General features: G+C 64.7%; 17 protein-coding genes. 15 read left to right on the top strand and 2 right to left on the bottom strand.

All coding sequences use genetic code 11. From position 1 onward, the window contains the following. Window positions 1–7: 7 nt before the first annotated feature. The gene (locus V6R86_RS08785) at window positions 8–1,519 is read right to left on the bottom strand and encodes a tryptophan halogenase family protein (RefSeq protein ID WP_338503809.1); all 1,512 of its coding nucleotides are present in this window, start codon (window positions 1,517–1,519) and stop codon (window positions 8–10) included. Window positions 1,520–1,686: 167 nt separating this feature from the next. Here V6R86_RS08785 and V6R86_RS08790 point away from each other — a divergent pair, with 167 nt between their 5' ends. The 6 genes from V6R86_RS08790 (at window position 1,687) to V6R86_RS08815 (ending at window position 12,128) form a co-directional block, all read left to right on the top strand. Beyond that, window positions 1,687–4,989 carry a TonB-dependent receptor gene (locus tag V6R86_RS08790; protein ID WP_338503811.1) on the top strand — a complete coding sequence of 1,101 codons (3,303 nt, stop codon included), beginning with the start codon at window positions 1,687–1,689 and terminating at the stop codon, window positions 4,987–4,989. Between the two features lie 84 nt (window positions 4,990–5,073). Next, on the top strand, window positions 5,074–6,102 hold the full coding sequence (locus V6R86_RS08795; protein WP_338503812.1) for a glycoside hydrolase family 16 protein: 1,029 nt from the start codon (window positions 5,074–5,076) through the stop codon (window positions 6,100–6,102). Between the two features lie 4 nt (window positions 6,103–6,106). Further along, the gene (locus tag V6R86_RS08800; protein WP_338503814.1) at window positions 6,107–7,165 is read left to right on the top strand and encodes a LacI family DNA-binding transcriptional regulator; all 1,059 of its coding nucleotides are present in this window, start codon (window positions 6,107–6,109) and stop codon (window positions 7,163–7,165) included. After that, a complete protein-coding gene (locus V6R86_RS08805) occupies window positions 7,155–8,348 on the top strand; it encodes an MFS transporter (protein WP_338503816.1) in 1,194 nt (397 codons plus the stop codon). Before V6R86_RS08800 ends, V6R86_RS08805 begins: the two co-directional genes overlap by 11 nt. Before the next feature lie 148 nt (window positions 8,349–8,496). After that, entirely contained in the window at window positions 8,497–10,803 is a 2,307-nt protein-coding gene (locus V6R86_RS08810; protein ID WP_338503818.1) for a glycoside hydrolase family 3 protein, read from the top strand. Between the two features lie 47 nt (window positions 10,804–10,850). After that, window positions 10,851–12,128: a sugar MFS transporter gene (locus V6R86_RS08815; RefSeq protein WP_338503820.1), complete on the top strand. Its 1,278-nt coding sequence runs from the start codon at window positions 10,851–10,853 to the stop codon at window positions 12,126–12,128. 211 nt (window positions 12,129–12,339) lie between these two features. Here V6R86_RS08815 and V6R86_RS08820 read toward each other — a convergent pair whose 3' ends face one another. Then, window positions 12,340–13,143 (bottom strand): N-formylglutamate amidohydrolase, encoded by an 804-nt coding sequence (locus V6R86_RS08820; RefSeq protein WP_338503821.1) that lies wholly within the window; start codon window positions 13,141–13,143, stop codon window positions 12,340–12,342. Between V6R86_RS08820 and V6R86_RS08825 the strand changes: the two genes are divergently transcribed. The 9 genes from V6R86_RS08825 to V6R86_RS08865 all read left to right on the top strand — a co-directional run bounded on the left by V6R86_RS08825 (window position 13,142) and on the right by V6R86_RS08865 (window position 23,851). Next, window positions 13,142–14,062 (top strand): transglutaminase family protein, encoded by a 921-nt coding sequence (locus V6R86_RS08825; RefSeq protein ID WP_338503823.1) that lies wholly within the window; start codon window positions 13,142–13,144, stop codon window positions 14,060–14,062. The genes V6R86_RS08820 and V6R86_RS08825 overlap by 2 nt on opposite strands. 8 nt (window positions 14,063–14,070) lie before the next feature. After that, the gene (locus V6R86_RS08830) at window positions 14,071–14,886 is read left to right on the top strand and encodes a transglutaminase family protein (RefSeq protein WP_338503825.1); all 816 of its coding nucleotides are present in this window, start codon (window positions 14,071–14,073) and stop codon (window positions 14,884–14,886) included. Continuing rightward, window positions 14,879–16,873 (top strand): M3 family metallopeptidase, encoded by a 1,995-nt coding sequence (locus tag V6R86_RS08835; protein ID WP_338503827.1) that lies wholly within the window; start codon window positions 14,879–14,881, stop codon window positions 16,871–16,873. The genes V6R86_RS08830 and V6R86_RS08835 overlap by 8 nt, the downstream gene beginning before the upstream one ends. 2 nt (window positions 16,874–16,875) lie before the next feature. After that, window positions 16,876–18,357 carry a circularly permuted type 2 ATP-grasp protein gene (locus V6R86_RS08840; protein ID WP_338503829.1) on the top strand — a complete coding sequence of 494 codons (1,482 nt, stop codon included), beginning with the start codon at window positions 16,876–16,878 and terminating at the stop codon, window positions 18,355–18,357. Continuing rightward, complete coding sequence (locus V6R86_RS08845; RefSeq protein ID WP_338503831.1) at window positions 18,335–19,276, top strand: alpha-E domain-containing protein; 942 nt, start codon at window positions 18,335–18,337, stop codon at window positions 19,274–19,276. Before V6R86_RS08840 ends, V6R86_RS08845 begins: the two co-directional genes overlap by 23 nt. Continuing rightward, window positions 19,276–20,145: a transglutaminase family protein gene (locus V6R86_RS08850; protein WP_338503834.1), complete on the top strand. Its 870-nt coding sequence runs from the start codon at window positions 19,276–19,278 to the stop codon at window positions 20,143–20,145. The genes V6R86_RS08845 and V6R86_RS08850 overlap by 1 nt, the downstream gene beginning before the upstream one ends. A 159-nt stretch (window positions 20,146–20,304) precedes the next feature. After that, window positions 20,305–21,531 (top strand): acetyl-CoA acetyltransferase, encoded by a 1,227-nt coding sequence (locus V6R86_RS08855; protein WP_338503836.1) that lies wholly within the window; start codon window positions 20,305–20,307, stop codon window positions 21,529–21,531. 80 nt (window positions 21,532–21,611) lie between these two features. Continuing rightward, window positions 21,612–22,037: a nuclear transport factor 2 family protein gene (locus V6R86_RS08860; RefSeq protein ID WP_338503838.1), complete on the top strand. Its 426-nt coding sequence runs from the start codon at window positions 21,612–21,614 to the stop codon at window positions 22,035–22,037. Then, the gene (locus V6R86_RS08865) at window positions 22,034–23,851 is read left to right on the top strand and encodes an AMP-binding protein (RefSeq protein WP_338503839.1); all 1,818 of its coding nucleotides are present in this window, start codon (window positions 22,034–22,036) and stop codon (window positions 23,849–23,851) included. The genes V6R86_RS08860 and V6R86_RS08865 overlap by 4 nt, the downstream gene beginning before the upstream one ends. Window positions 23,852–23,853 lie beyond the last annotated feature (2 nt).

Genomic DNA, 23,853 nt, shown 5'->3' on the forward strand with positions numbered 1-23,853 from the left:
ACCTCCGCTATGCAGCCGCGGCGGGGCAATAACGAGCCAGGTAATCGGCGTGCGAAGGCATGCGATCGACGACGAAGCGCACCGATTTTTCGATCTCGTCGAATTCGCCGCGCAGCTTGGCGGGCGGGATCCGGGCGGCCATCGGATTATGGCCTTCCATGGCAATGCCCTGACCCATCATCACCGCCGCCCAGCTGGTCTCGGTGAACAGTTCGTCTTCCTCCCGGAAGATCTGGCCGTTCAATCGAAACAGCTGCATCTTCTCGGTCAGCGTGTCGGGCACGGCCATCGTCCGCACGTGATCCCAGAAAGGCGAGTCGGTGCGCGCGGTGGCGTTGTAATGGAGAACCAGAAAATCGCGGATGCGCAGATATTCCTTGGTCGTCAGCCGGTTGAATGCTTCTTCCTGCACGGGCGTGATCCCGTCGAGCGAAAGCAGGGAAATCAGTTTGTTCACGCCGGTGTTTATCAGGTGGATCGAGGTCGATTCCAGCGGCTCCATGAAGCCCGCCGCAAGGCCCAGCGCGACGACATTGCCGTTCCAGAATTTCTTGCGTCGTCCGGTGACGAAACGGAGGAAGTTGGGATTGGCCTTCGGCTTGCCGGCAAGGTTGCCGGTAAGGATGCCGAGCGCCTCGTCATCGGCCATGTATTCGCTGCAGTAGACGTGCCCGTTTCCGTTGCGCTGTTGCAGCGGGACGCACCATTGCCAACCGGCCGAATGCGCGGTCGCGCGGGTGAAGGGCGCAGGGGGCGAGCCGTCCTCGCGCAGGCAGGGGAGGGCGACCGCGCGATCGCAGGGCAGGTAATGCCGCCAGTCCTCGTACCCTGTCTTGAGCGCCTGTTCGATCAACAGTCCGCGAAAGCCTGAGCAATCAACGAACAGATCGCCCGCGATTACCGTCCCGTCCTGCATCGTGACCGATTGCACAAAACCCGTTTCGCCTTCGAGTAAGGTGTGGGCGACCCGGCCTTCCTGCCGCACGACACCGCGCGCTTCGGCAAGTCCGCGCAAATATCTGGCGTAGCGCGAAGCGTCGATGTGGTATGCGTAATTGACGGGCGGGAGATCCTCGCGGCGATAGTCGTCGGTGCGCGCGAACTTGCCGAAATAAGCCGCCATGGTTTCAAGGTTGAAGAGCTGAATCGGTCGCGCGTCGCCGAGGGTGCGGGCGCGGTGCCAGTGCTGCTGGAAACCGATCCCGTCGATCGGATAGCCATAGGCACCAAAGGGGTGGATGTAGCTGTCGCCCTGTTTGCCCCAATTGACGAACTGAATGCCAAGCTTGAAGGTCGCTTGGCAGGCCGCCATCATCTCGCGCTCATCGACGCCGAGCAGTTGATTGAATTCGACAAAGGGCGGGATCGTCGCTTCGCCCACGCCGACCGTGCCGATCTCTTCCGACTCGATAAGCGTGATCGAAAGATCGTTGCCTTCCCGCAACCGTGACAAGGCTGCCGCAGCCATCCATCCGGCGGTCCCTCCGCCGACGATGACGATATGTCGAATTGGCTTCACTGACTGACCCTCCCCCAACAACACGAAGGTTCGCGCAGGGCCTTTCACGATGCAAGATGTGAACGTTCATTATTTTGTTGTGAACGTTCACGAGCCAAGTTATCCATTGTCGTGTTACAGGGGTGTGTGTTGATTGTGACAGTGCCTTTTGGCAGGGGGAGGATCACTTGGTTCGTCGTCACCGGCTCGGTCTTGATGCAAGCCGTCTTTGCATCGTCACCAGCGCATCGGCGCTTGCTTTGATCGCGGCACAGCCCGCGTATGCGCAGACCGCCCCGGCCAAGGATCCTGACGACGAAGAAGAGGTCGCGACAACCCCGACGACTCCGGAACCCGATGCGGACGCGATCGTCGTCACCGGCTACCGTGCCGCACTTGGCAGCGCGCAGTCGCGCAAGCGCAATGCCGACACAGTGGTCGACGTCATCACCGCCGAAGACATCGGCGCGCTTCCCGACCGCTCGGTCGCCGAAGCGCTGCAGCGCGTTCCGGGCATCAACATCGGACGGTTCGAGAAGACCAGTGATCCCGATCGTTTCTCGGTCGAGGGCACCGGCGTCATCCTGCGCGGCCTGCCGTTCGTCCGTTCCGAACTGAACGGCCGCGACATCTTCTCCGCGACCGGCGGGCGTGAGCTCAGCTTCAACGACGTTTCGCCCGAACTGCTCGGCCGGGTCGAGGTGTTCAAGAACGTCACCGCCGATATGATCGACGGTGGCATCTCGGGCACCGTCAACCTCGTCACCCGCAAGCCGCTCGACCGTTCGGGCTTCCACATCGCGGGCACGCTCGAGGCCAATTACGGCGACATGGCCAAGAAGTGGACGCCGGGCCTCTCGCTGCTTGCTTCCAATACCTTCAAGACCGGCATCGGCACCATCGGCCTGCAGTTCGGCATTGCCGATTCAAAGCTAACCTCGCGGACCGATGCGTCGCAGCTGACCGATCCCTGTTACCGCGCAGCCACGCTCGACGGGCCTTGCCTTCGTGTTCAGTCGGCGACGTCGGCCGGGCTTGGCGATACTCCCAATTTCACCGAAGCCAACTTCCCGCCGCCGGGCACGGTCGTCGCGCCGAAGGGGGCGGGCGTACGTACCACCGAGCTTGAGCGCAAGCGCCGCGCCTACAACGCCACCGTTCAGTGGGAATCGCCGAGCGGCGCGATCGTCGCGACCGGCGAATGGCTGAAGTCCAAGACCAGCTTCTTCACTGACGAATATGCGCTGTTGGCGCTGGTCAACGACGACGCCCTGTTCCCGGTGCCGCGGGCCGGTAGCACCTGGCAGTTCGACCAGAACGGCGTGTTCCAGAGCGGCATCCTGACCCAACGTCCGGGCGACGCCTACGCCAATCCGTTCGGCCGCGGCGGCATCCCGCTCGAAAGCCTTCGCTTTCAGCGCGACGCGACCGGCACGACCGAGGACTTCTCGTTCGACGTCAAATGGAACGTCAGCGAGCGCCTGCGCCTCAACTTCGAGGCACAGCACGTAAAGTCGGACCTCAATCGTGATTCCATCATCGGCGCGATGAGCACCTGGGCCGACGTCCAGATCGACGCGACGGGCAAGACGCCCAATGTCACTTTCTTGGCGCCACAGGGCTCGCCCGCCGACTATTTCTCGAGCGGTTTCTATACTTACTACTGGTTCCTTCTCGACAGCATCGAGAAGAACGACGCCAAGATGAACACGCTGCGCGTCGACGGCGATTACGAACTGAGCGAAACCGGATTCTTCAAGAACGTCCGCTTCGGCGGGCGTTGGGCTGATCGCGATCGCACCACTCGCAACACCAATTTCAGCACGTGGGGCAATCTGTCGGCACCGTGGGCCGGCCGCGCCGGCTGCGCGCCGTGGAATGCCGGGCCCAACTGCCCGTTTGTCCCGGGCCGATTGTACACCGGTCTGCCAGGGCAGGAATTCGCCATCGCCGGCGGCGCGTATGTCAGCGACTTCCCCACCTACTCGCAGGTCCGCAGCCCGTTCGGCGACAATTTCCAGCGCGGCAATGCCCCGATTCCGCTCCCCGGCGGATCGGCATTCTTCTTTGGCGGCGACGACTTCCTCGGTGAGTATCTTGCCGGGATTAGCAAGCGGCAGGCGACGGAGATCAATACCTTCTCGCAGACACCCAATCCGTTCTTCGGCGTGCAGGGTCGTTCCTACACCCAGCTCGACGGCACGGTGGTCGCCTGCACCCCCTTCTGCCCGCCGGAAATCTCCGCGGTCGGCGAGGTCACCAAGGCAGCCTACGGTCGCCTCGATTTCGGCGGGGATCTCGGGAGTGGCGGGATCAAGGTCGATGGAAACATCGGTGTTCGCTACGTCCAGACCCGGGTCAAGACGACCGGCCTGATCGGCTTCCCCAATGGCTTCGCGTTCGACAATGGCCCTGGCGGGAACAAGAATGGCAGGGTCGAAGTCGCCGAACTGACCGCGGCCTGCGCCCAAACCCCACCGGGTCAATCGCTTCCGGGCTATTGCAGTCTGACCCCGGCCCGCCAGCAGGAGTTCGCCAACGCGTTCACCGGCGAATTCCTCAACGACAATCGCGCGATTACCTTCGATCACTGGCTGCCGAGCTTCAATGCCAAGTTCGACTTCGGTCGCGGCAAGCTGGTCCGCGTCGCGGTGTCGAAGGGCCTGTCACGGCCAGAGCTCAACCTCTTCTCGTCGGGTGGCGGGATCAGCGACAACACCAATGACCTGCGGGCCCAGGGCACGCTGGCGAACGGTCCGCTGTTCCAGCTGTTCACCGGCAATCGCAATGTGCGGCCGGTGACATCCTGGAACTACGATCTTTCGCTTGAATGGTATTTTGCTCGGGTCGGATCGCTGACGGGCGCCTTGTTCTACAAGGACATCAAGGGAATCGTGAATGGCGGCGTCGATCTGCAATCGTTCACCAGCCCAGGCGGCCTGACGATTCCGGTGGAGGTCAACGGGCCGGTCAACAGCAGCGGTGGCAAGCTCAAGGGCTTCGAAGTGGCCTACCAGCAGGTTTATGACTTCCTGCCTGGCCTGTTAGGCGGCCTCGGCACGCAGCTTACCTATACTTATGTCGACGGCGGCGACTTCCGAAACACACAGGTCGGCGGTGCCACACGCAGTTCGTTTGCCGCGCAGCAGCCGCTTGCCGGAATTTCGAAGCACACGGTCAACGCCGTGCTGTTTTATGAAAAGGGCAAATTCTCCGCGCGTACCGCCTATAATTGGCGGTCGGATTTCTTGATCACCCCGCGCGACGACATCTTCCCCTTCTCGCCGATCTGGCAGGAAGCCTCGGGGCAGCTCGATGCCTCGGTCTTCTATTCGCCGACCAAGCGGATCACCTTCGGCGTTCAGGGTGTGAACCTGCTGGACGAGGTGACGCAAACCACGCAGGTGATCGATTTCGACGGCAATCGGGTAACCCGGTCGGCCTTCCGGAATGACCGCCGTTATACCTTCCTGGCGCGCTTCAACTTCTAAGTCGCCAGGCTATATCCGGATGGCACCGCATAGGGGCCATCCGGATTGATCGAAGGGACGGGGACCATGATTTTGCGCGTGCCCATGTTTGCGCTCACCCTTGGCGCTGCGGTGTCGGGTTGCTCGACCACCCAACGCACCACCGAGGCGCAGACCGCCTCAGCGAACCTTGGTCCCGACAGCCCGCCTAAAACGATCGCCACGGTCGCCATGCCGGCCCCCGGGACCACCCGCGAGCCCGGCCGCGAACGGGGCTGGAATTTGGTCTGGGCTGACGAGTTCGATGGACCGTCGATAGACCGCACAAAGTGGGACTTCGACCGTGATTGTTGGGGCGGGGGCAACAGCGAGCGGCAATGCTACACCGACCGTCCGGCCAACGCATCGGTCGGCGGCGGCCTGCTCACCATCACCGCTCGCAAGGAACGCTTCACCGGTCCGTCTTTGCCGGCGTCCATGCGGCCCGCGTCCGGCCCGGTCGCCGACGTCACGAAGGATTATACCTCCGCGCGGATGGTTACCCGCGGCAAGGCATCGTGGCGCTACGGCCGGATCGAAGTGCGCGCCAAACTGCCTGGGGGGCAGGGGACGTGGCCGGCGATCTGGATGCTGCCCGAAGACAAAAGCCTCGGACCATGGGCGGCGTCGGGCGAGATCGATATTCTCGAGGCGGTCAATCTCGGTGTTGCCTGCGCCGCCTGTCCGGGCGGGCGCGAGAATACCATCCTCGGCACGCTTCATTTTGGCGGCAACTGGCCCAAGAATGCGCTGAACAGCACCGAGACCAATGCGCCCGATATCCTCGACGGATTTCACACTTTCGGCATCGTCTGGGCCCCGGGACGCATTGACTGGACCTATGATGGTCGCGTGTTTGCTACAAAGCGCCGGGGTGATTGGTGGACGTCGGCGTCCAGCGACCCCGCTGCGCCCTTCGACCGTAACTTCCATCTGATCCTCAACCTCGCGGTAGGGGGCGGATTGTCGGAGGAGCGTGGATTGACCGGCGTCGACGAGACGATCTGGCCACGAACGATGCAAGTCGATTGGGTGCGGGTCTGGAAGTGCCAGCCTCCAAGAGGTAGCGCACGCTCCTGCGAAGGAGAGCGCTGAACCAATGCCGAGAAGGCGTCAGGCCGTTACGATCAAGCATGTCGCCGCCGATGCCGGAGTGTCACTGCAAACCGTAAGCCGGGTCATCAATGCCGAACCCAATGTGCGCAGCGAGATGCGCGAACGGGTGCAGGAATCGATCGACCGGCTGGGCTACAGTCCTTCGATCGCCGCGCAGCGCATGAGCGGGTCGCGTTCCTATCTCATTCTGGCGCTGAACGACCGCGATCGTACGATCGACGCGTGGCGCGCGCGGCAGGGGTCGGACTGGGTCGACCAGATGCTGCTTGGTGGCATGCTGAAATGCGCCGAGCACGGCTATCGCATGCTGTTTGAATTGGTCGATACGCACGACGACCACGTCGAACGCGAACTGACCGCGACCCTTGCCGCGCTTCAGCCCGATGGCGTGATCCTTACTCCGCCGCACTCGGACAATCCCAAGATAACAGCCTTTCTGCAGAGCCGCCGAGTGCCTTTCGCGCGCATCGGTTCGAAAGGCGAGGCGGGCGGCATTCCGCTGGTGATGGGTGACGAGAATGCCGCGCGCGACGCCACGCGCCGCCTCGTCGAACTCGGACACCGCCGCATCGGCTTTATCGCGGGCGCGGCCGATTATTCGCTCAGCGAATGGCGCAAGGCCGGGTGGCGCGACGCGATGGCGGAGGCCGGCCTGCCGACGACAGAACTCTGTGTCCGCGGTGACTTCAGCTATCGCTCGGGTCGCAAGGCCGCACGCCAGCTCCTGGCGCTTGAACCACGCCCCACCGCGATCATCGCCAGCAGCGACCAAATGGCTCTCGCGGCCCGCGATGTGGCCGGGGAAATCGGCCTGTCGATTCCGGGCGCCCTTTCACTGATCAGTTTCGACAACACGCCGGTCACGACCTTCACCGACCCACCACTAACAGCGATCGATCAGCCGATCGCCGAAACGGTCAGCCAGGCGGTTGAATTGCTTATCACAGCCAGCCGCGGCGAGGCACTGCCCGATCTGCCGGTCATCGTTCCCGCCCGGCTTATCGAGCGCGGATCGACCGGGCCCGCGCCGCTTGCCGGCTGAGGAGCAAGGCGCCGCGCTGCAATCGCGGCGATTCTTGTGGCTATATGCGCTCGCGGCCGCCGGCGGTTCGGTGGCTTATGTCCCTTTTCTCACCATTTTGCTGCCAATGCGGGTCACCGGAATGGCCGGAACCGACGACGTCGCCTGGCTTGCGTACGCCACCTTTTTCGGTGCGATTGCGGCAAGCCTGTCGAATATCGCTTTCGGCTGGGCCAGCGATCGGACCCGGCGGCGCGAGCCGTGGATAGCGGCGGGTCTGGTCACGTCCAGTGTGCTGCTCGGAGCATTCGGATGGATCGGGGGCGTCGCCGAGACAATATTGCTGCTCCTGCTCTGGCAGATAGCGCTCAACATGATGCTGGCGCCGCTCGCCGCCTGGGCCGGCGATCATGTGCCCGACGACCAGAAGGGTAGGCTTGGAGGCTTATTGGCCTTTTCGCCGGCGGCCGGGGCGGCGGCGGGGGTGCTCGTGACGCTTCCCGGGCTCGCTACGGCCGACACCCGCTTGTGGCTGGTCGCCGCGCTGGTCGCCCTTTGCGTCGCCCCGGTGCTGCTGTTCGGCCGCGCACGCTCGCTTGTCGCCCTCGACGAGCAGAGAAACGAAGTGACGGCACCGCGCAAGCGCCAGCGTGGCGAGGTCATTCGAATGTGGACGGCGCGCCTGCTGGTACAGATATCCGAGGCCGCTTTGTTCGCCTTTCTGTTTTTCTGGTTTCGAGCGATCGATCCCGCCATGACCGACGCCCGCGTCGCGCAGATTTTTGGGCTGATCCTAGCCGGTGCGGTCCCACTTGCGATCGCTGCAGGCAAATGGGCCGACCGTCACGACCGTCCATTCGCCCCGCTTGCCCTTTGCGCAGCCGGGGCCGCCGTGGGACTCATGGTGATGGCCGCCGCGCCCGGGTTGGGCGCGGCGCTGACTGGTTACGTCATCTTCGGCCTGTCCGCTTCGATCTTTCTGTCGCTGCACAGTGCGCAGACGTTGCGCGTGCTGCCGCGCGCTGAACACCGCGGACGGGATCTTGGCATATTCAATCTCACGAACACCGGGCCATCGCTGGTCATGCCATGGCTGACCTTGGCCTTGGTGCCGGCATTCGGTTTCACCGGTCTATTCGTCGCGCTGTCGGCTTTTGCCGCGATAGCGACGTTACTCCTGCTCCGCATGCCACGCACATCTTAGCAGCTTGCAAAGGGCCAGATCGCATGTCAGACCTCCCAGCCTGAGAACGTTCTCACAAAGACGGGGCGGTGGGGTGACGAAGCGAGTTTGCAAGCTGTTGGGCGCGGCCGCATTGGTTGCCGTGATTGCTGGATGCGCGTCGCCGGGCGTGGTTGCGCCCCTCGCCGCGACCCAGACCGCACCTGTCAGCGAGGATACGCGTCTCGCCGCCTTGCTCGCGCGCATGTCGCTGGAGCGCAAAGTCGCCCAGTTGATCCAGCCGCAGATCAATTCGGTCACGCCGGAGGAAATGCGAACCTATCGCTACGGCAGCTATTTGAATGGCGGCAATGGCGGACCGTACGGCAATGAGTATGCGCCGGCCGCCGACTGGCTGAAACTCGCGGATGAAATGTGGGACGCGTCCACTGCGCCATTGCCCGGTGGTGAGCCGGCGATCCCTGCCATCTGGGGCACCGATGCCGTCCACGGCCATACCAATGTGGTCGGTGCCACCATCTTCCCGCACAACATCGGGCTTGGCGCCGCGCGCGATCCCGATCTGGTCCGCCGTATCGGTGCTGCCACCGCGGCCGAGATCGCGGCCACGGGTATCGACTGGAACTTCTCGCCCACCGTCGCGGTCGCGCAAGACGATCGTTGGGGTCGGACCTATGAAAGCTATTCCGAGGATCCCGACATCGCCGCCGAACTGGGCGCAGCTTTGGTGCAGGGATTGCAGGGCAAGGCGCAGCCGGGCGGGCGTATCGGCGAAGGTCACGTGATCGCTACCGCGAAGCATTTCTTTGGCGATGGCGGCACGGCGCAGGGCGTTGATCAAGGCAATGTCGACGGCGACCTCAAGACGCTCGAAGCGATCCACGCACGGCCTTATCCGGCCGCGATTGCCGCCGGGGTCGAGGCCGTGATGGCGAGTTTCAATTCGATCAACGGCACCAAGATGCATGGCAACAAGCCGCTGTTGACCGGGCTGCTGCGTGGGACGATGGGTTTCACCGGCGTCGTGGTCGGCGATTGGAACGGCCATGCGCAGATTCCTGGCTGCACCAATTCGAATTGCCCGCAGGCGTTGCTCGCCGGGCTCGACATCTACATGGTGCCCGACGATGCCAAGGCCCTTCATGCCAGCCTGCTGGCGCAGGTGAAGGACGGGACCATCCCGATGGCGCGTCTGGACGAAGCCGTGACGCGCGTGCTGCGAATGAAATTGCGGGCCGGCTTGCTCGATCCGAGCGCGAAGCGGCCATCGGAGCGGGTCAATGGCGGCAAGCTCGCCTTGCTCGGTTCGCCGCAGCATCGCGCGCTTGCACGCGAGGCGGTGGCGAAGAGCCAGGTTCTGCTCAAGAACGATGGCGTTCTGCCGCTTAAGGCCGGCGCCTCGATTCTCGTCGCCGGGCGCGCTGCGGACGATATCGCGCAGGCATCGGGTGGTTGGACGCTGACCTGGCAGGGCGGCGAGGACCTTACGAATGCGCGCTTTCCCGGCGCCACGTCGATCTGGTCGGGCCTCAAAGCTGCGGCAAGCGAAGGGGGCGGTGCTGCCACTCTTTCCGCCGATGGCAGCTATACCAAGAAGCCCGACGTCGCCGTCGTCGTTTTCGGCGAAAAGCCCTATGCCGAATTTGCCGGCGACCTAAAGGATCTGGTGTTCGCCGACGACGAGGGTCTGACGTTACTTCGCAAGTTTCGCGCGGCGGGCATTCGCACGGTTGCAGTGTTCCTTTCGGGCCGGCCGTTGTGGATGAATCGTGAGATGAATGCCGCCGACGCTTTCGTCGCGAGTTGGCTGCCGGGCGGGGAGGGCGCGGGTGTCGCCGACTTCCTTTACGGTCGCCGTCCTGCAACCGGTCGCTTGTCGTTCAGCTGGCCCGCTGCCTGCACCGGGCAACCGGTGAACGGCACCGAGGGCGCGCTTTTCCAGCGCGGTTATGGCCTTTCTTTCGGTCAGGCGGTGCCCGCGGCCCGGCTCCCCGAGACTTGCGCGATACTCGATGCGCGCTCGGCCGAATGGTTCGACCTCGGCCGGATCGGCACGGGGATAACCGTGCGCGGCGGCGACGTTGCGCTTGCCAATCTGCGCGGTTCGGGCGGCGGGATTACGGCGCGAGGGGTAGACCGCAATCGTCAGGAAGATGCGCGCGAGATCATCTTTACGCCAGGCGCGACTCTGACCTTTACCGATGCGGGTCGCGGAACCGGAGGCTTTCGAATTCTCTACGAACTTGCCGATGCACCGACCGTGCCGGTCACGATGAGCACCGGGGGCAAGACCATCGACGTCACCGCCGGACTGACCACCTCCGCCGGCAAGGGCTGGCGGGAGATGATCATCACCGGCGCCTGCGCGCCCGGCACCGGCCGTTCCCTGTCGATCACCAGCGCAGGTCCGTTGACCTTGCGTATCGCACGGATCGCACGACAGGACATTCCGGCCGGGGTGGAATGCTCCTTTTAGCAGTGCGCAACGCACCTGACGCTGAATAACAAGGGGAAGAGAAAAGCATGGTCGGTGCCACATCCGCAGAGGTCGGCGGCAGCGATGCGGGCGACGGCGTCGATGCGCCCGAGCTGCGCTATTTCGTGTTCGCGCTGTTCTTCATCTTCGGCGGCATCACCAGCCTCAACGATGTCATCCTGCCCAAGCTGAAAGAGCTCTTCACGCTCAATTACACGCAGGCGATGCTGGTGCAGTTCTGCTTTTTCACCGCCTATCTGGTGATCGGCATTCCGGGCGCACAGCTGGTCAAGCGCATCGGCTATATGCGCGGCGCGATGACGGGCCTGCTGGTGATGATGGCGGGGTGCCTGCTGTTCATTCCTGCCTCGCGCACGGCCACCTATGGCCTGTTCCTCTTTGCCCTGTTCGTGCTCGCGAGCGGCGTAGTGGTGGTGCAGGTCGTCGCCAATCCGCTGATCAGCCTGCTCGGACCGGCCAGGACGGTGCACAGCCGCCTGACTTTCGCGCAGGCGTTCAACAGCCTTGGCACCACGGTGTTTCCGATCGTCGGCTCGGCGCTGATCCTCGGCGGGCTGGCGGGGGTCAGCGCGTCGGATCTCACTGGGGCCGAGCTCGAAGCCTATCGCACCGCCGAAACGCAGGCGATCAGCAACACCTACATCGGCCTGGCGGTCGCGCTGCTGGTGATCGCGGGCGCGGTGTTCCTGTTCCGCAATCGCCTGCCGGGCGAGCAGCATGAGCGCAGCTCGCCGCTCGCCGGTTTCTCGCTGCTCAGCCGCAAGCGGTTCGGCCTCGGCGCCTTGTGCATCTTTCTTTATGTCGGCGCCGAGGTGTCGATCGGCAGCCTGATCGTCAATTACCTCCAGCAGAGCCATGTGCTCGGGCTTAGCGAACGCGCCGCCGGGGACATGATCTTCCTCTACTGGGGCGGCGCGATGATCGGTCGGTTCATCGGCAGCTGGTTCCTGCGGGTGATGAGCCCGGGGCTGATCCTGGCGAGCGTCGCGGCTGGCGCCATCGCACTGCTCGCGATCTCGACCCACAGCACCGGCCAGGTGTCGGCCTACAGTCTGCTCGGTATCGGCTTGATGAACTCGATCATGTTTCCGACGATCTTCAGCCTCGCCTGCGAGAAACTGGGCGCGCGGGCGGCGGATGGGTCGGGGATCATCAACATCGCCATCTTCGGCGGCGCGGTGATCCCGCTGCTGACCGGCATGCTGGCCGACGCCAGCGGCAGTCTGGCGATCGCACTGATCTTGCCGGCGCTCTGCTATGCGGTGATTGCTGGATACGGCTTTTACGCGCGGCGACCGGCTTAGACGTGATCAACGACCCGGCGATTTGGTTGGCATCAATCTCGCGGTGCGTCTCGTCGCGCCCTAAGTCTCCGCGGAACTGCGTGCTGATGAGATCAGTCCCTCGAAAATAGAACAAGGGCCGAGGCTACTCAGCTGAATGCTTGGTATCGCAGCCAGCGGCCATGCAGTTCACCTTCCCTGAGAAGGCGAGCTTTCGATTGGCCGGACGCCCCTAGAACTGCTGATAGGACCGATAAGCCTCTTCCAGCGCCGCGAAGACCCGTTCGCTCCATGCCGCAATCCCGGCGTCGTCACTGAGCAGGTCCTGCCGTATCTCGATCTCGGCGTAGGGTAGGCGAGGGGGGTAGGCGTGGTGGGGGATGGTGTGATCGATGATGTCCATCGAATAGGGCTCGTTGTCGCCGACCGTCAGCGCCGAGTCCAAGGCGAAGGCGGCGAGCATGGCGCGGGCGAAGCGGCTGTCACCGGCGTCGTGCAGGATCCCGACCTGCCACGGCCGGTCGATCCCGTTCATCGACGGCGTGAAGCTGTGCAGGGCGATCAGGATGGTTTCCTGCCCCGCGGCGCGCCGGCGTTCGATCTCGGCGGCGATGGTCGCCTGATAGGGCGCGTGGATCGCCGCGGCCCGCGCCGCCGCCCCGGCGGCATCGAGCGCGGCGTTGGCGGCGATCGCCGTTCCGTCGCTGACCGGCGGGATCGAGGTCGGCGCACCCGGCCGCCGGTTGCAGTCGATCACCAGCCGCGAATAGGTCTGGTGGATAAAGGTCGCATCGAGCCGCGCCGACAGCAGCGTGCCGAGCGCGGCGATCCCGATGTCCCACGCGATGTGCCGGGTCCGCTCCGTTTCATCGAGCCCGAGGTCGCCGAGCACCCGCGGAATGCGATTTCCGGCATGATCGCCGAGCAGCAGGAACGGGGAGGCCCCCGCGGGGTTCAGCACATTGACGGGTGGCGGCTCATCGGGAGCCAAGATAGGAGTGCCCGCTGCTACGGCGACGGTGGGCCCATTTTGCATGACGATCCTGACTATTTCTCATGTGACACGCTACACCTACCGGCAGCCCGTCGCGTTTGGCGAGCATCGTATATTTGTCCGCCCGCGTGAAAGCTACGACCAGCATCTGCTCGAAGCGCGGCTGGATATCAGCCCCAAATCTGCCGAATTGCGCTGGACTCAGGACGTATTCGGCAATTCGCTGGCGCTTGCGACCTTCAACCGGCGGGCCAAGGAACTGCGGATCGACAGCTGGATTCGCCTCAAGCACACCCCGCTGCTGCGCGGCGAGGTGGAGATCGAACCCTACGCCCGGCGTTATCCCTTCGGTTATTCGCCCGACGAATTGCCCGACCTGCTGCGGTCGATGGAGCGGCAGCATCACGATCCCGAGCGGATTCTCGACCATTGGGCGCGCGGCTTCGTCAAGAAAAGCGCCGAGACCGATACGCTGGCCATGTTGACGGCGATGACCAACGCGATCCGCCGCGACTTCACCTATCTGTCGCGCGCCGAAAAGGGCACCCAGTCCCCGATCGAAACGCTGCACAAGCGCCAGGGCACCTGCCGCGATTTTGCGGTGTTGATGATCGAAGCCTGCCGCGCGCTGGGACTCGCCGCCCACTTCGTCTCCGGCTATCTGTATAATCCCAAAGGAACATCAGGCCGGGTCGGGGGCGGCAGTACACATGCGTGGGTGCGTATTTTCTTGCCCGGATCGGGATGGGTCGAGTTCGACCCGACCAACGGGATCGTCGGAAACTCGGGCTTGATCCGGGTCGCCGTCGCTCGCGATCCCGCGCAGGCCATTCCCATTTCCGGCACGTGGAGCGGCTTTCCCGCCAGCGACCTCGGCATGGAAGTCACCGTCGACGTCACGCTCGATGAGCAGGTCGAACCCCTTATCCCGGCGATCCCCGCCGCTGTTACGAGAAAGTAAAACCCAAGATGCTGATCCGCGCCGGCTACGATATCCGTTTCACCTGCCGCCAGCCGACGCCGATGATGGCCCTTCTGGGGGTCCATGAATCGCGCCACCAATATCTCAAGACTCAGCCCCGGCTGGTCAGCGATCCCGACATTCCGATGCACGACTACAAGGACGGCTTCGGCAACATCGCCACGCGCTTCGTCCTCCCCGAAGGCGAGACCCTGCTGTCGAGCAGCTTCGTCATCGAAGACAGCGGCGAGCCCGATCGGGTCACCCCCGATGCGATCCAGCATCCGGTGCAAGACCTTCCGGACGACGTGCTCGTCTATCTGCTGGGCAGCCGGTACTGCGAGACCGACCGATTGTCGGACACCGCCTGGGGGCTGTTCGGCCACGTCCAGCCCGGTTGGACCCGGCTCCAGGCGATCCTCGACTTCACCCATCAGCAGATCGAGTTCGGCTATCAGCACGCCCGCTCGACCAAGACGGCGTGGGACGCGCATCAGGAGCGGCGGGGCGTATGCCGCGATTATGCGCATCTGGCGATCGCGCTGTGCCGCTGCATGAATATTCCGGCCCGCTATTGCACCGGCTTTCTCGGCGAGATCGGGGTTCCCAAGGCCGACGCACCGATGGATTTCTCGGCGTGGTTCGAAGCCTATCTCGGCGGTGAATGGCACACGGTCGATGCCCGCCACAATTTCCCGCGGATCGGGCGGATCCTGATGGCTCGCGGTCGCGATGCCACCGACTGCGCGTTGACCACCGCCTTCGGCTCGGCAATCCTGACCGGGTTCGACGTGCATACCGACGAGGTCGACAGCATTGACTAATCTCCTGCTCGAGGAATGGACCGGCCCGTCGGGGACGCCCGATTTCACGGCCATTCGGGCAGACCAGTTTCTTCCCGCGATCGATGCCGGCATCGCGCTTAGCCGGGCGGAAATCGCCGCGATCACGGACAATCCGGCCGAGCCCGATTTCGACAATACGGTTGCGGCGCTCGAGCGGTCGGGCGCGGCGCTTGCGCGGGTGCGGCGGATCTTCTGGATGTTGGCCTCGGCTGAGGCCGATGCGGGCATTCACGCCATTGAAGCCGAGGTGTCGGCACGGCTGACGGCGTGGGGGACCGAGGTCAGCCAGAACGAGCGCCTGTTTGATCGCATCGCGGCGGTTTGGAAGGCACGCGACAGCTTGTCGCCGGAGCAGGCGCGGCTGGTCGACAACAGCTACAAGGGCTTCGTGTCGGGCGGCGCCGCGCTCGACGCGGACGCCAAGCGCCGGCTGGGCGAGATTAGCAAGCGCTTGTCCGAACTGGGCGTGACCTTCGGCCAGAACGTCCTGAACGCGACCAACGCCACCGAACTCGTCCTGTCCGGGACCGAAGCCGCCGGCATTCCCGAGGATGTGCGCGCGCTCGCCGCCGGGGCCGCTCATGCGCGAGGGCTGGACGGTCAGCTGCTGTTCGTCGTCGATCGCGGAACCTACGAGCGGCTGCTGACCTATGCCGACGACCGGTCGGTGCGCGAACGGGTGTGGCGCGCCTTTACCGGGCGGTGCCAGTCGGGATCGTTCGACAATAATCCGGTGATCGCCGAGATCGTTGCGCTTCGCGACGAAAAGGCGCGCCTGTTGGGCTATTCCTCCTATGCCGCGTTCGCGATCGAGGACGCGATGGCCAAGACCCCGGCGGCCGCCGCGGGCCTGATGGACCGGGTGTGGCGGCCGGGTCTGGTGCAGGCCGAGCGCGAAGCGGCGGCGCTGCAAGCGATGGTCGAGCGCGATGGCGGCGGCTTCACCCTTGCCGCATGGGACTGGCGTTATTTCGCCGATCGCGTGCGGCGCGAGCGTTTCTCGTTCGATGGAGCCGCGATCCGATCGCATCTGTCGCTGGGCAAGGTGCGGGGAGCCGCGTTTGCCGCGGCCGAACGGCTTTACGGGCTGGTCTTCACCCGCCGGCCGGACGTGTCGGTCTATCATCCGGACGTCATCGCCTGGTCGGTCGACAAGGCGGACGGCACGCCCGTCGGCATGATCTTAACCGACTATCTCGCGCGGCCGCAGAAGCATGGCGGGGCGTGGATGGGCAGCCTTCGGGTGCAGGAAAAGCTCGATGCCCCGGTGCGGCCGATCGTCTACACTGTCGCCAACTTCACCCGCGCCGAGCTTGAGGAAGACGCGCTGCTGTCGCTCGACGAGGCGCGGACGCTGTTTCACGAGTTCGGCCATGCGCTGCACGCCCTGTTGTCCGACGTCACCTATCCGAGCCTTGCCGGGACGGCCGTCGCACGGGACTTCGTCGAATTTCCAAGCAAGCTGATGGAGCATTGGGTCGCATCGCCCGAAGCGTTGCGCGATCTTGGCGTCCCGGCCGATTTGGCCGATGCGGTCGCCCGTGCGGACACCTTCGGACAAGGCTTTGCGACGATCGAGTTCCTGGCCTCGGCGATCCTCGATCTCAAACTGCACCAGACGCAGCCGCCGCCGACCGATATCGCTGCCTTCGAGCGCGACAGCCTTGCCGCGCTTGGCACGCCGGACGCGATCGGAATGCGCCACCGGCTGGCGGTGTTCACCCACGTGTTCGACGGCGGCTATGCCAGCGCTTACTACAGCTACCTGTGGGCTGAAGTGCTCGACGCCGATGTATTCGAGGCGTTCACCGCGACGGGCAATTTGTTCGATGCCGAGCTTGCCGACCGACTGCGGCGCGAAGTGCTAGCCCAGGGCGATGCGCGCGATCCGATGGAATCCTTTGTCGCGTTTCGCGGGCGCGAGCCGGACGAAGCCGCGCTGCTTCGCGCTCGGAGCCTGGCCTGACGATGGCGGCACGAAAGGCCTTTGACGAGCTGTGGGGACAAAAGGCCGGTGATACCCCGCGCGCCGGGTTCGAGCAGCTCGGCGAGTGGCTCCGGAACACGCCGGTCAGCGAACTCGCACGCCGGCAGGCGATGGCCGAGGCGGCGTTTCGCAGCCTGGGTATCACGTTCAACGTGTATGGGGACGAGAAGGCGGCGGAGCGGATCATTCCGTTCGACATCATTCCGCGGCTGTTCACCGCCGCCGAATGGGATCGCTTGTCGCTCGGGCTCGAGCAGCGGGTGCGCGCGCTGAACGCGTTTGTCGCCGATATCTATGGCCCCCGGCATATTCTCAAGGACAAGGTGGTCCCCGAGGAAATCATCCTCGGCAATCCGCAATTCTGCATTCCCGCGAACGGCGCCGCACCGCCGCACGGCATCTACACCCATATCTGCGGCATCGACATCGTCCGCACCGGCCCCGACGATTTCTTCGTGCTGGAGGATAATGCGCGCACCCCGTCGGGCGTGTCGTACATGCTGGAAAACCGCGAGGCGATGCTGCGGCTGTGCCCCGAATTGTTCGCCCAGTTGGCGGTGCAGCCGATCGACACCTATCCCGATCTGCTACGCGACATGCTCTATTCGGTCGCCCCGCGCGGATCGCTGGAGCCGGTATGTGTGCTGCTGACGCCGGGGCATTACAACAGCGCATTCTACGAACACAGCTTCCTTGCCGACAGCATGGGGATCGAGCTGGTCGAGGGCCGCGATCTGGAAGTCACGGACGACATGGTGTTCATGCGCACCATCGAAGGGCGGGTGCGGGTCGACGTCATCTACCGCCGGATCGACGACGCGTTCCTCGATCCGCTCGTCTTCAATCCTGACAGCGGGCTGGGCGTCCCCGGCCTGATGTCGGCCTATCGCGCAGGCAACGTCACCATCGTCAACGCGCCGGGAACGGGGATCGCCGACGACAAGGCGGTCTACAGCTTCATGCCGGAGATCGTGCGTTATTACATGGGCTCCGACGCGCTGCTTCCGAACGTCGAAACCTTCCGCTGCCGGGAGCCCGAGGCGCTGCGCTATACGCTCGACAATCTCGACAAGCTGGTGGTGAAGCTGGTCGACGGGTCGGGCGGATACGGCATGCTGGTCGGCCCGACGGCGTCGAAAGCGGAGATCGCCGAGTTCCGCGCCGCGCTGGAAGCCGAGCCGCATCGCTATATCGCCCAGCCGACTCTTGCGCTGTCGACCGTTCCGACGTTGGCCGAGGACGGGATCGTGCCTAGGCACGTCGATTTTCGCCCGTTCATCCTGAGCGGCGCCGATCGCGTCACCATTGTTCCGGGCGGCCTCACCCGGGTCGCGCTCGAGCCGGGATCGCTGGTGGTGAATTCTAGCCAAGGCGGCGGGACGAAGGACAGCCTGATCATCGCTGCCCCCAAGCCGCCTCGCGACGACGAGGAGGAGCAACATGCTCTCCCGTACGGCGGCTAATCTTTATTGGATCGGGCGCTACATGGAGCGCGCCGAGTTCACCACCCGCCTGATCGAGGCGACCTTGCGCCTGTCGTCGCTGTCCTATGGCGCGGCTGCAACCAGTGCGACGTGGGAAAGCGCGCTCGCGGTGGTCGGCCTGGGCCCTGCGCCGGGCGATACCGCGGCGCCCGGCGCGTCCGCCTTCAACGTCTGCAAGACGCTGGCGCTCGACCTCGACAATCCCAATTCGATCCGGTCTTGCCTATCCCGCGCCCGCGACAATGCCCGCTCTGCTCGCAACGCCTTGTCGTCCGAGGTGTGGGAAGCGATCAACCGCGCGTGGCTCGATGTCGGCGACCGCACCAGCCCGGGCGGGATCCAGAACACGCTCGCGCTGATCGACACGCTGAAGGCCAACAGCCGCGGGTTCGAAGGCGCGCTGGCGCGGATGCTTCGCCACGAAGGCTTCTGGTTCATGCGCCTCGGCTCGGCGATCGAGCGCGGGGACAACACGGCGCGCCTGCTCGACGTCAAATATTACCTGCTGCTCCCCAAGGAGCAAAAGGTTGGCGGCGTGCTCGACCGCGATCAGTGGACCGCGATCCTGCAGACGGTTTCGGCCCGCAACGCCTACCGGCTATTCTACCACGATACGTTGAAGCCGTGGCTGGTCGCCGACCTCTTGCTGTTCAAGGGCGAATTGCCACGGTCGATCACCGGTTCCTCGACCGAAGTGGTCGATCTCCTTGCCGAAATCGGCGGCCGGACCGGGCGGCAGGGCGAGGCCGATCGCCTCGCGCGGCTACGTCAGTCGAAACTTGCCGAAACCAATATCGACGAGGTTTTTCGAAGCGGCCTTCACGAATTCCTGCGTGATTATACGGCCGAGAATGCCGTCCTCGATACTGCCATCTCGCACCAGTTCCGGTTTCCCTGATGCGCCTGTCGATCAGCCATCGCACGCAATATCGCTTCACCAAGCCGCTGGTGGGCGCAATGCAGATTCTTCGCCTGACGCCGCACAGCTGTCTCAACCAGACCGTGCTCGACTGGCGGATCGACGTCGATTGCGACGCCCGGCTGCGCGACAGCCGCGACGGATACGGCAATTGCATCACCAACCTTTATGTCGACGAGCCGGTCACCAGTCTCACCATCACCGCGACCGGTCAGGTGGTGACCGACGACCGGGCCGGCGTGGTGTCGGGGCTGCCGATCGATCTGCCTGCAGGCGTGTTCCTGCGTTCGACTCCGCTCACCGCGCCCGACGAGGCGCTGTGCGACTACGCGAAAGATGTCGCGGGCAAGGCGCGCTCCACCCTCGACCGCCTCCATACGCTCAGCAACAGCCTGGGGGCACGGATGACCTTCGACGCGGAAGCGTCGCTGGTCTCAACCGATGCGGCGTCGGCTTTCGCGGCAGGGCGCGGGGTCTGCCAGGACTACACCCACATTTTCATCGCGGCAGCCCGCGCCATCGATATTCCTGCCCGTTATGTGTCGGGCCATCTATACCGGCGCTACGACGAGGACGCCCAGCCGGCCAGTCACGCCTGGGCCGAGGCGTGGGTCGAGGGGCTCGGCTGGGTCGCCTTCGATCCCACCAACGGCATCTGCGCCGACGACAATTATGTGCGGGTCGCGTCCGGGCTCGATTTTGCCGACGTATCGCCGATCGTCGGCGTCCGGCGCGGCGGCGGCATCGAGGAGATGAGTGTCGAGGTGCGGGTCACCAGATCGCCCGCGCGCCGCCAGTCGCAACGACAGAGCATGGGCAAATCCTGGCAGCAGCAATCGCAGGGCTAAGGCCCATGCGCGTCTGAGACGACGGCTTTGTCCTTTCCCCCGCCGGGGGCACCGTTCGACGCGCTCGAAGGACCAGCGCGCATTCGCCGCTTGTCATCTGCTCGCAGCGCGCATAGCTTACTTGCGTAATCAAACCCACTCCGATTGGGGCAGACGCAAATGGTTTACGTGCTTGGCGGTTGGCAGAGCGACTTCGGACGCAACTGGACACGCGAAGGGCTCGATATCGCCGGAGCCTTTTTCGAAGCGTTGAACCATGGTCTGGAAGCGACCGGCCTCGAGCCCAAGGATATCGAAACGGGCCACGTCGGCAATTTTGTCGGTGAGCTGTTCGCGGGGCAGGGGCTGCTCGGCGGTTTTTTCGGATTGGTGCATCCCGATCTCGACGGCCTCCCGACGTCGCGGCACGAGGCGGCCTGTGCAAGCGGCAGTGTCGCGATCCTCGCGGCGACGGCGGAGATCGAGGCCGGGCGCTACGACCTCGCCTGCGTGCTCGGGATCGAGCAGATGCGCAACGTGCCGGGCAAGACCGCGGCCGAGCATCTCGGCGCGGCGGCGTGGACGGGCTATGAGTTCGGCGATGCCGCCTACGTTTGGCCGCGGGCGTTTTCCGATCTGGCGGAGGAATATGACACCCGTCACGGGCTGAAATACGAGCATCTGATGCGGATCGCCGAGATCAACTTCGGCAACGCCAAGCACAACCCCAACGCGCAGACCCGCAAATATGGCTTCACCGACAAGAGCTTCACCGCCGACGACGAGGCCAATCCGATTGTCGAAGGGCGGACCCGCAAGATGGATTGCGGGCAGGTGACCGACGGCGCGACCGTGATCTTCCTCGCGTCCGACGAACGCGCGCGGCACTATGCCCGGGAGCGCGGCATTCCGTTGTCGAGCCTGTCGCGTATCAGCGGCTGGGGCCACCGCAGCGCGCCGATCGCCTACGACCACAAGGTCAAGGCGAGCGCCGGCCAGCCCTATGTCTTCCCGCAGGTCCGCCGCGCGATCGAGGACGCCCGGCGCCGCGCGGGGGTCAAGCTCAAGGACATTTCGGCGGTCGAGACCCACGACTGCTTCACCGCCACCGAATATATGGCGATCGACCATCTGGGCCTGACCGCGCCCGGCGAAAGCTGGAAGGCCATCGAGGAAGGCGTGATCGAGATGGGCGGCGCGTGCCCGATCAATCCGTCGGGTGGCCTTATCGGCCTCGGCCATCCGGTCGGCGCAACGGGCGTCAGGATGCTGCTAGACGCGCACAAGCAGGTGACGGGCACGGCGGGCGACTATCAGGTCGAGGGCGCTAAACGCGTCCAGACGCTGAATATCGGCGGATCGACCACCACCACCGTCAGCTTCATCGTCGAGCAGGCAGCTGCCTGATGATTGGTCGGCGGCATCTGCTCGCCCTTCTTGCCGCCCTTCCCCTTGTCTCCGTTCCAGCCTTTGCGAGGAAACCAGCCATGACCCGAATGCAGCAGTTCCAGGCCGTCATCGATGGGTGGAAGCGCAAGGACGTCGACTTCGTCCTGAGCCAGATGACCGACGACGTGGTGTGGCATTACGCCGCCGCGATCGCCCCGGCGGCAAAGGGCAAGGATGCGGCGCGCGCCTTCATCGACCAGTTCGGCAAGAACATCGGCGAGGTCCGTTGGCGGATCTTTCATCATGCCGAGGTCGGCGACCGCCTGTTCGTCGAGGGCGTCGACGAATATGACACCAAGGACGGCATCGTGATCGCCGCGCCTTATGCCGGGGTGATCGAGTTTCGCGGCGACAAGATCAGCGGCTGGCGCGATTATGTCGATCGGGGCGTGATCGAAGCCCAAAAGGCCGGCGGCGGCTGGAGCGATCAGGTCAGGGAGCTGGTGGGGCGGCCGGCGCAATGACGGTGGCCGAGGAAGAGCGCGTTGGCACAGATAGCGACTGGCGTTCGGCGCCGTTTCGCCATGCCGAGTTCCTGCCGGTCGATCTCGACCTCAATCGCGACGCCGACGGCACGATCCGGCTGACCACCAATCACCCCTATCAGCCGATCGACGGCAATCTGGCGCGCGCCTTTTTCGCGATGGCAGAGACGAAGGGCGACGCGCCGGCGCTGGCCGAGCGCGAGCCCGCCGGCGAATGGAAGGCGACCAGCTTTCGCTATCTCGCCCGCGACGTGCGCGGAGCAGCGCAATGGATGATCGACCACCTGCCGCCGCGCGGCGTGCTGGTGATCATGGCCGAGAACAGCGTCGCGGTCGCGACCATGACCTTTGCCGCCTTTGCCACGGGGCGGATCCTGTGTCCGGTAAGCCCGGCCTATGGCGTCGCCGGCGGCGATCACGCCCGGCTTCGGCACGTGTTCGCCAAGGTCAAGCCGGCGGCGATCTTCCTCGATCCAAAGGCGCCGTACGCCAAGGCGCTGAAGGAGATCGGAGCCGATTGCCAGATCATCTCGACCGATCCGTCGGTATTCGGCAACGCAGCCGTTGCCTATGCCGACGCGATTGCAACCGAGCCGACGCCTGCGGTCGACGAGGCCGTCGCGGCGGTCGATCCGTCGGCCACCGGCTCCTACATGATGACCAGCGGGTCAACCGGTTTGCCCAAGGTGGTCGAGCAATCACTCGACGCACTCGCCGCCAATACCGCGCAGGGGATCGGCCTGATCGGCCGCGCCGCCGGGTGGGATGACGAGATGCTCGACTGGCTGCCGTGGCACCATGCTGCGGGCGCGTCGGTGCTGCGCGCGGGGCTGATGCTGGGCGGCACGCTGCACATCGACAGCGGCAAGCCGGCGCCCGGGCTGTTCGAGCGCTCGATCGACAACCTGCGCAGCAAGAGCGTCGCTTACTTCAACAACGTGCCGCTCGGCTACGCGATGCTGGTCGATGCGATGGACCGCGACCAGCAGTTGCGCGACACCTTCTTCGCGAAGATGCGGTTGATGCTCTACGGCGGCGCAGGCCTGCCGCAGCCGGTCTACGACCGCCTTCAGCAGCATGCGGTCGCCGCCACCGGGCACCGCGTCCACATGACTACCGGCTATGGCATGACCGAGACGGTGTCGGGCTGCTGCGCGATCCATTTCGAAACCGACAAGGTCGGGATCGGGCTTCCGGGCCCTGGCGTCGACATCAAGCTGGTACCCAACGGCGCGCGTTACGAAGTGCGTCTCAAGGGCCCGATGCTGATGAGCGGCTATCTGGACGAACCGGAGAAGACCGCCGCGGTGTTCGACGAGGACGGCTATTACCGGACCGGCGACATGGCGGTGTTTCATGACGAAGCGCATCCCGAACAGGGCCTCGCCTTTGCCGGGCGGATGGCCGAGGAATTCAAGCTCACCAACGGCACCTGGGTCTATGGCGGGCAGCTGCGCGAAGCGCTGCTGAAGGCGCTGTCGCCGCTGGTCACCGAGATCGTGCTGGCGGACGACAATCGCCCGTTCCTGACCCTGCTGGTGTGGCCCAAGGCCGACGCGCCGGCGGACCTGCTGGACCAGCTCGTCCAGCGCCTGCGCGACTTCAACGCCGGTCAGCAGGGTGGGTCGGCGACGATCCGGCGGGTGGCGATCATGACCAGCCCGCCGTCGGTCGATGCGCACGAGATTTCGGACAAGGGCACGATCAACCGCCGCGCGGTGCTCGATCACCGCAGCGACCTCGTCGAGCAGCTTTATGCCGACACGCCGGGGCCCGGCGTCGGGGTGGTCTGAGC

Origin of the sequence: Sphingomonas kaistensis, from assembly GCF_036884275.1 — a bacterium.
Classification (GTDB): Bacteria; Pseudomonadota; Alphaproteobacteria; order Sphingomonadales; family Sphingomonadaceae; genus Sphingomicrobium; species Sphingomicrobium kaistense_A.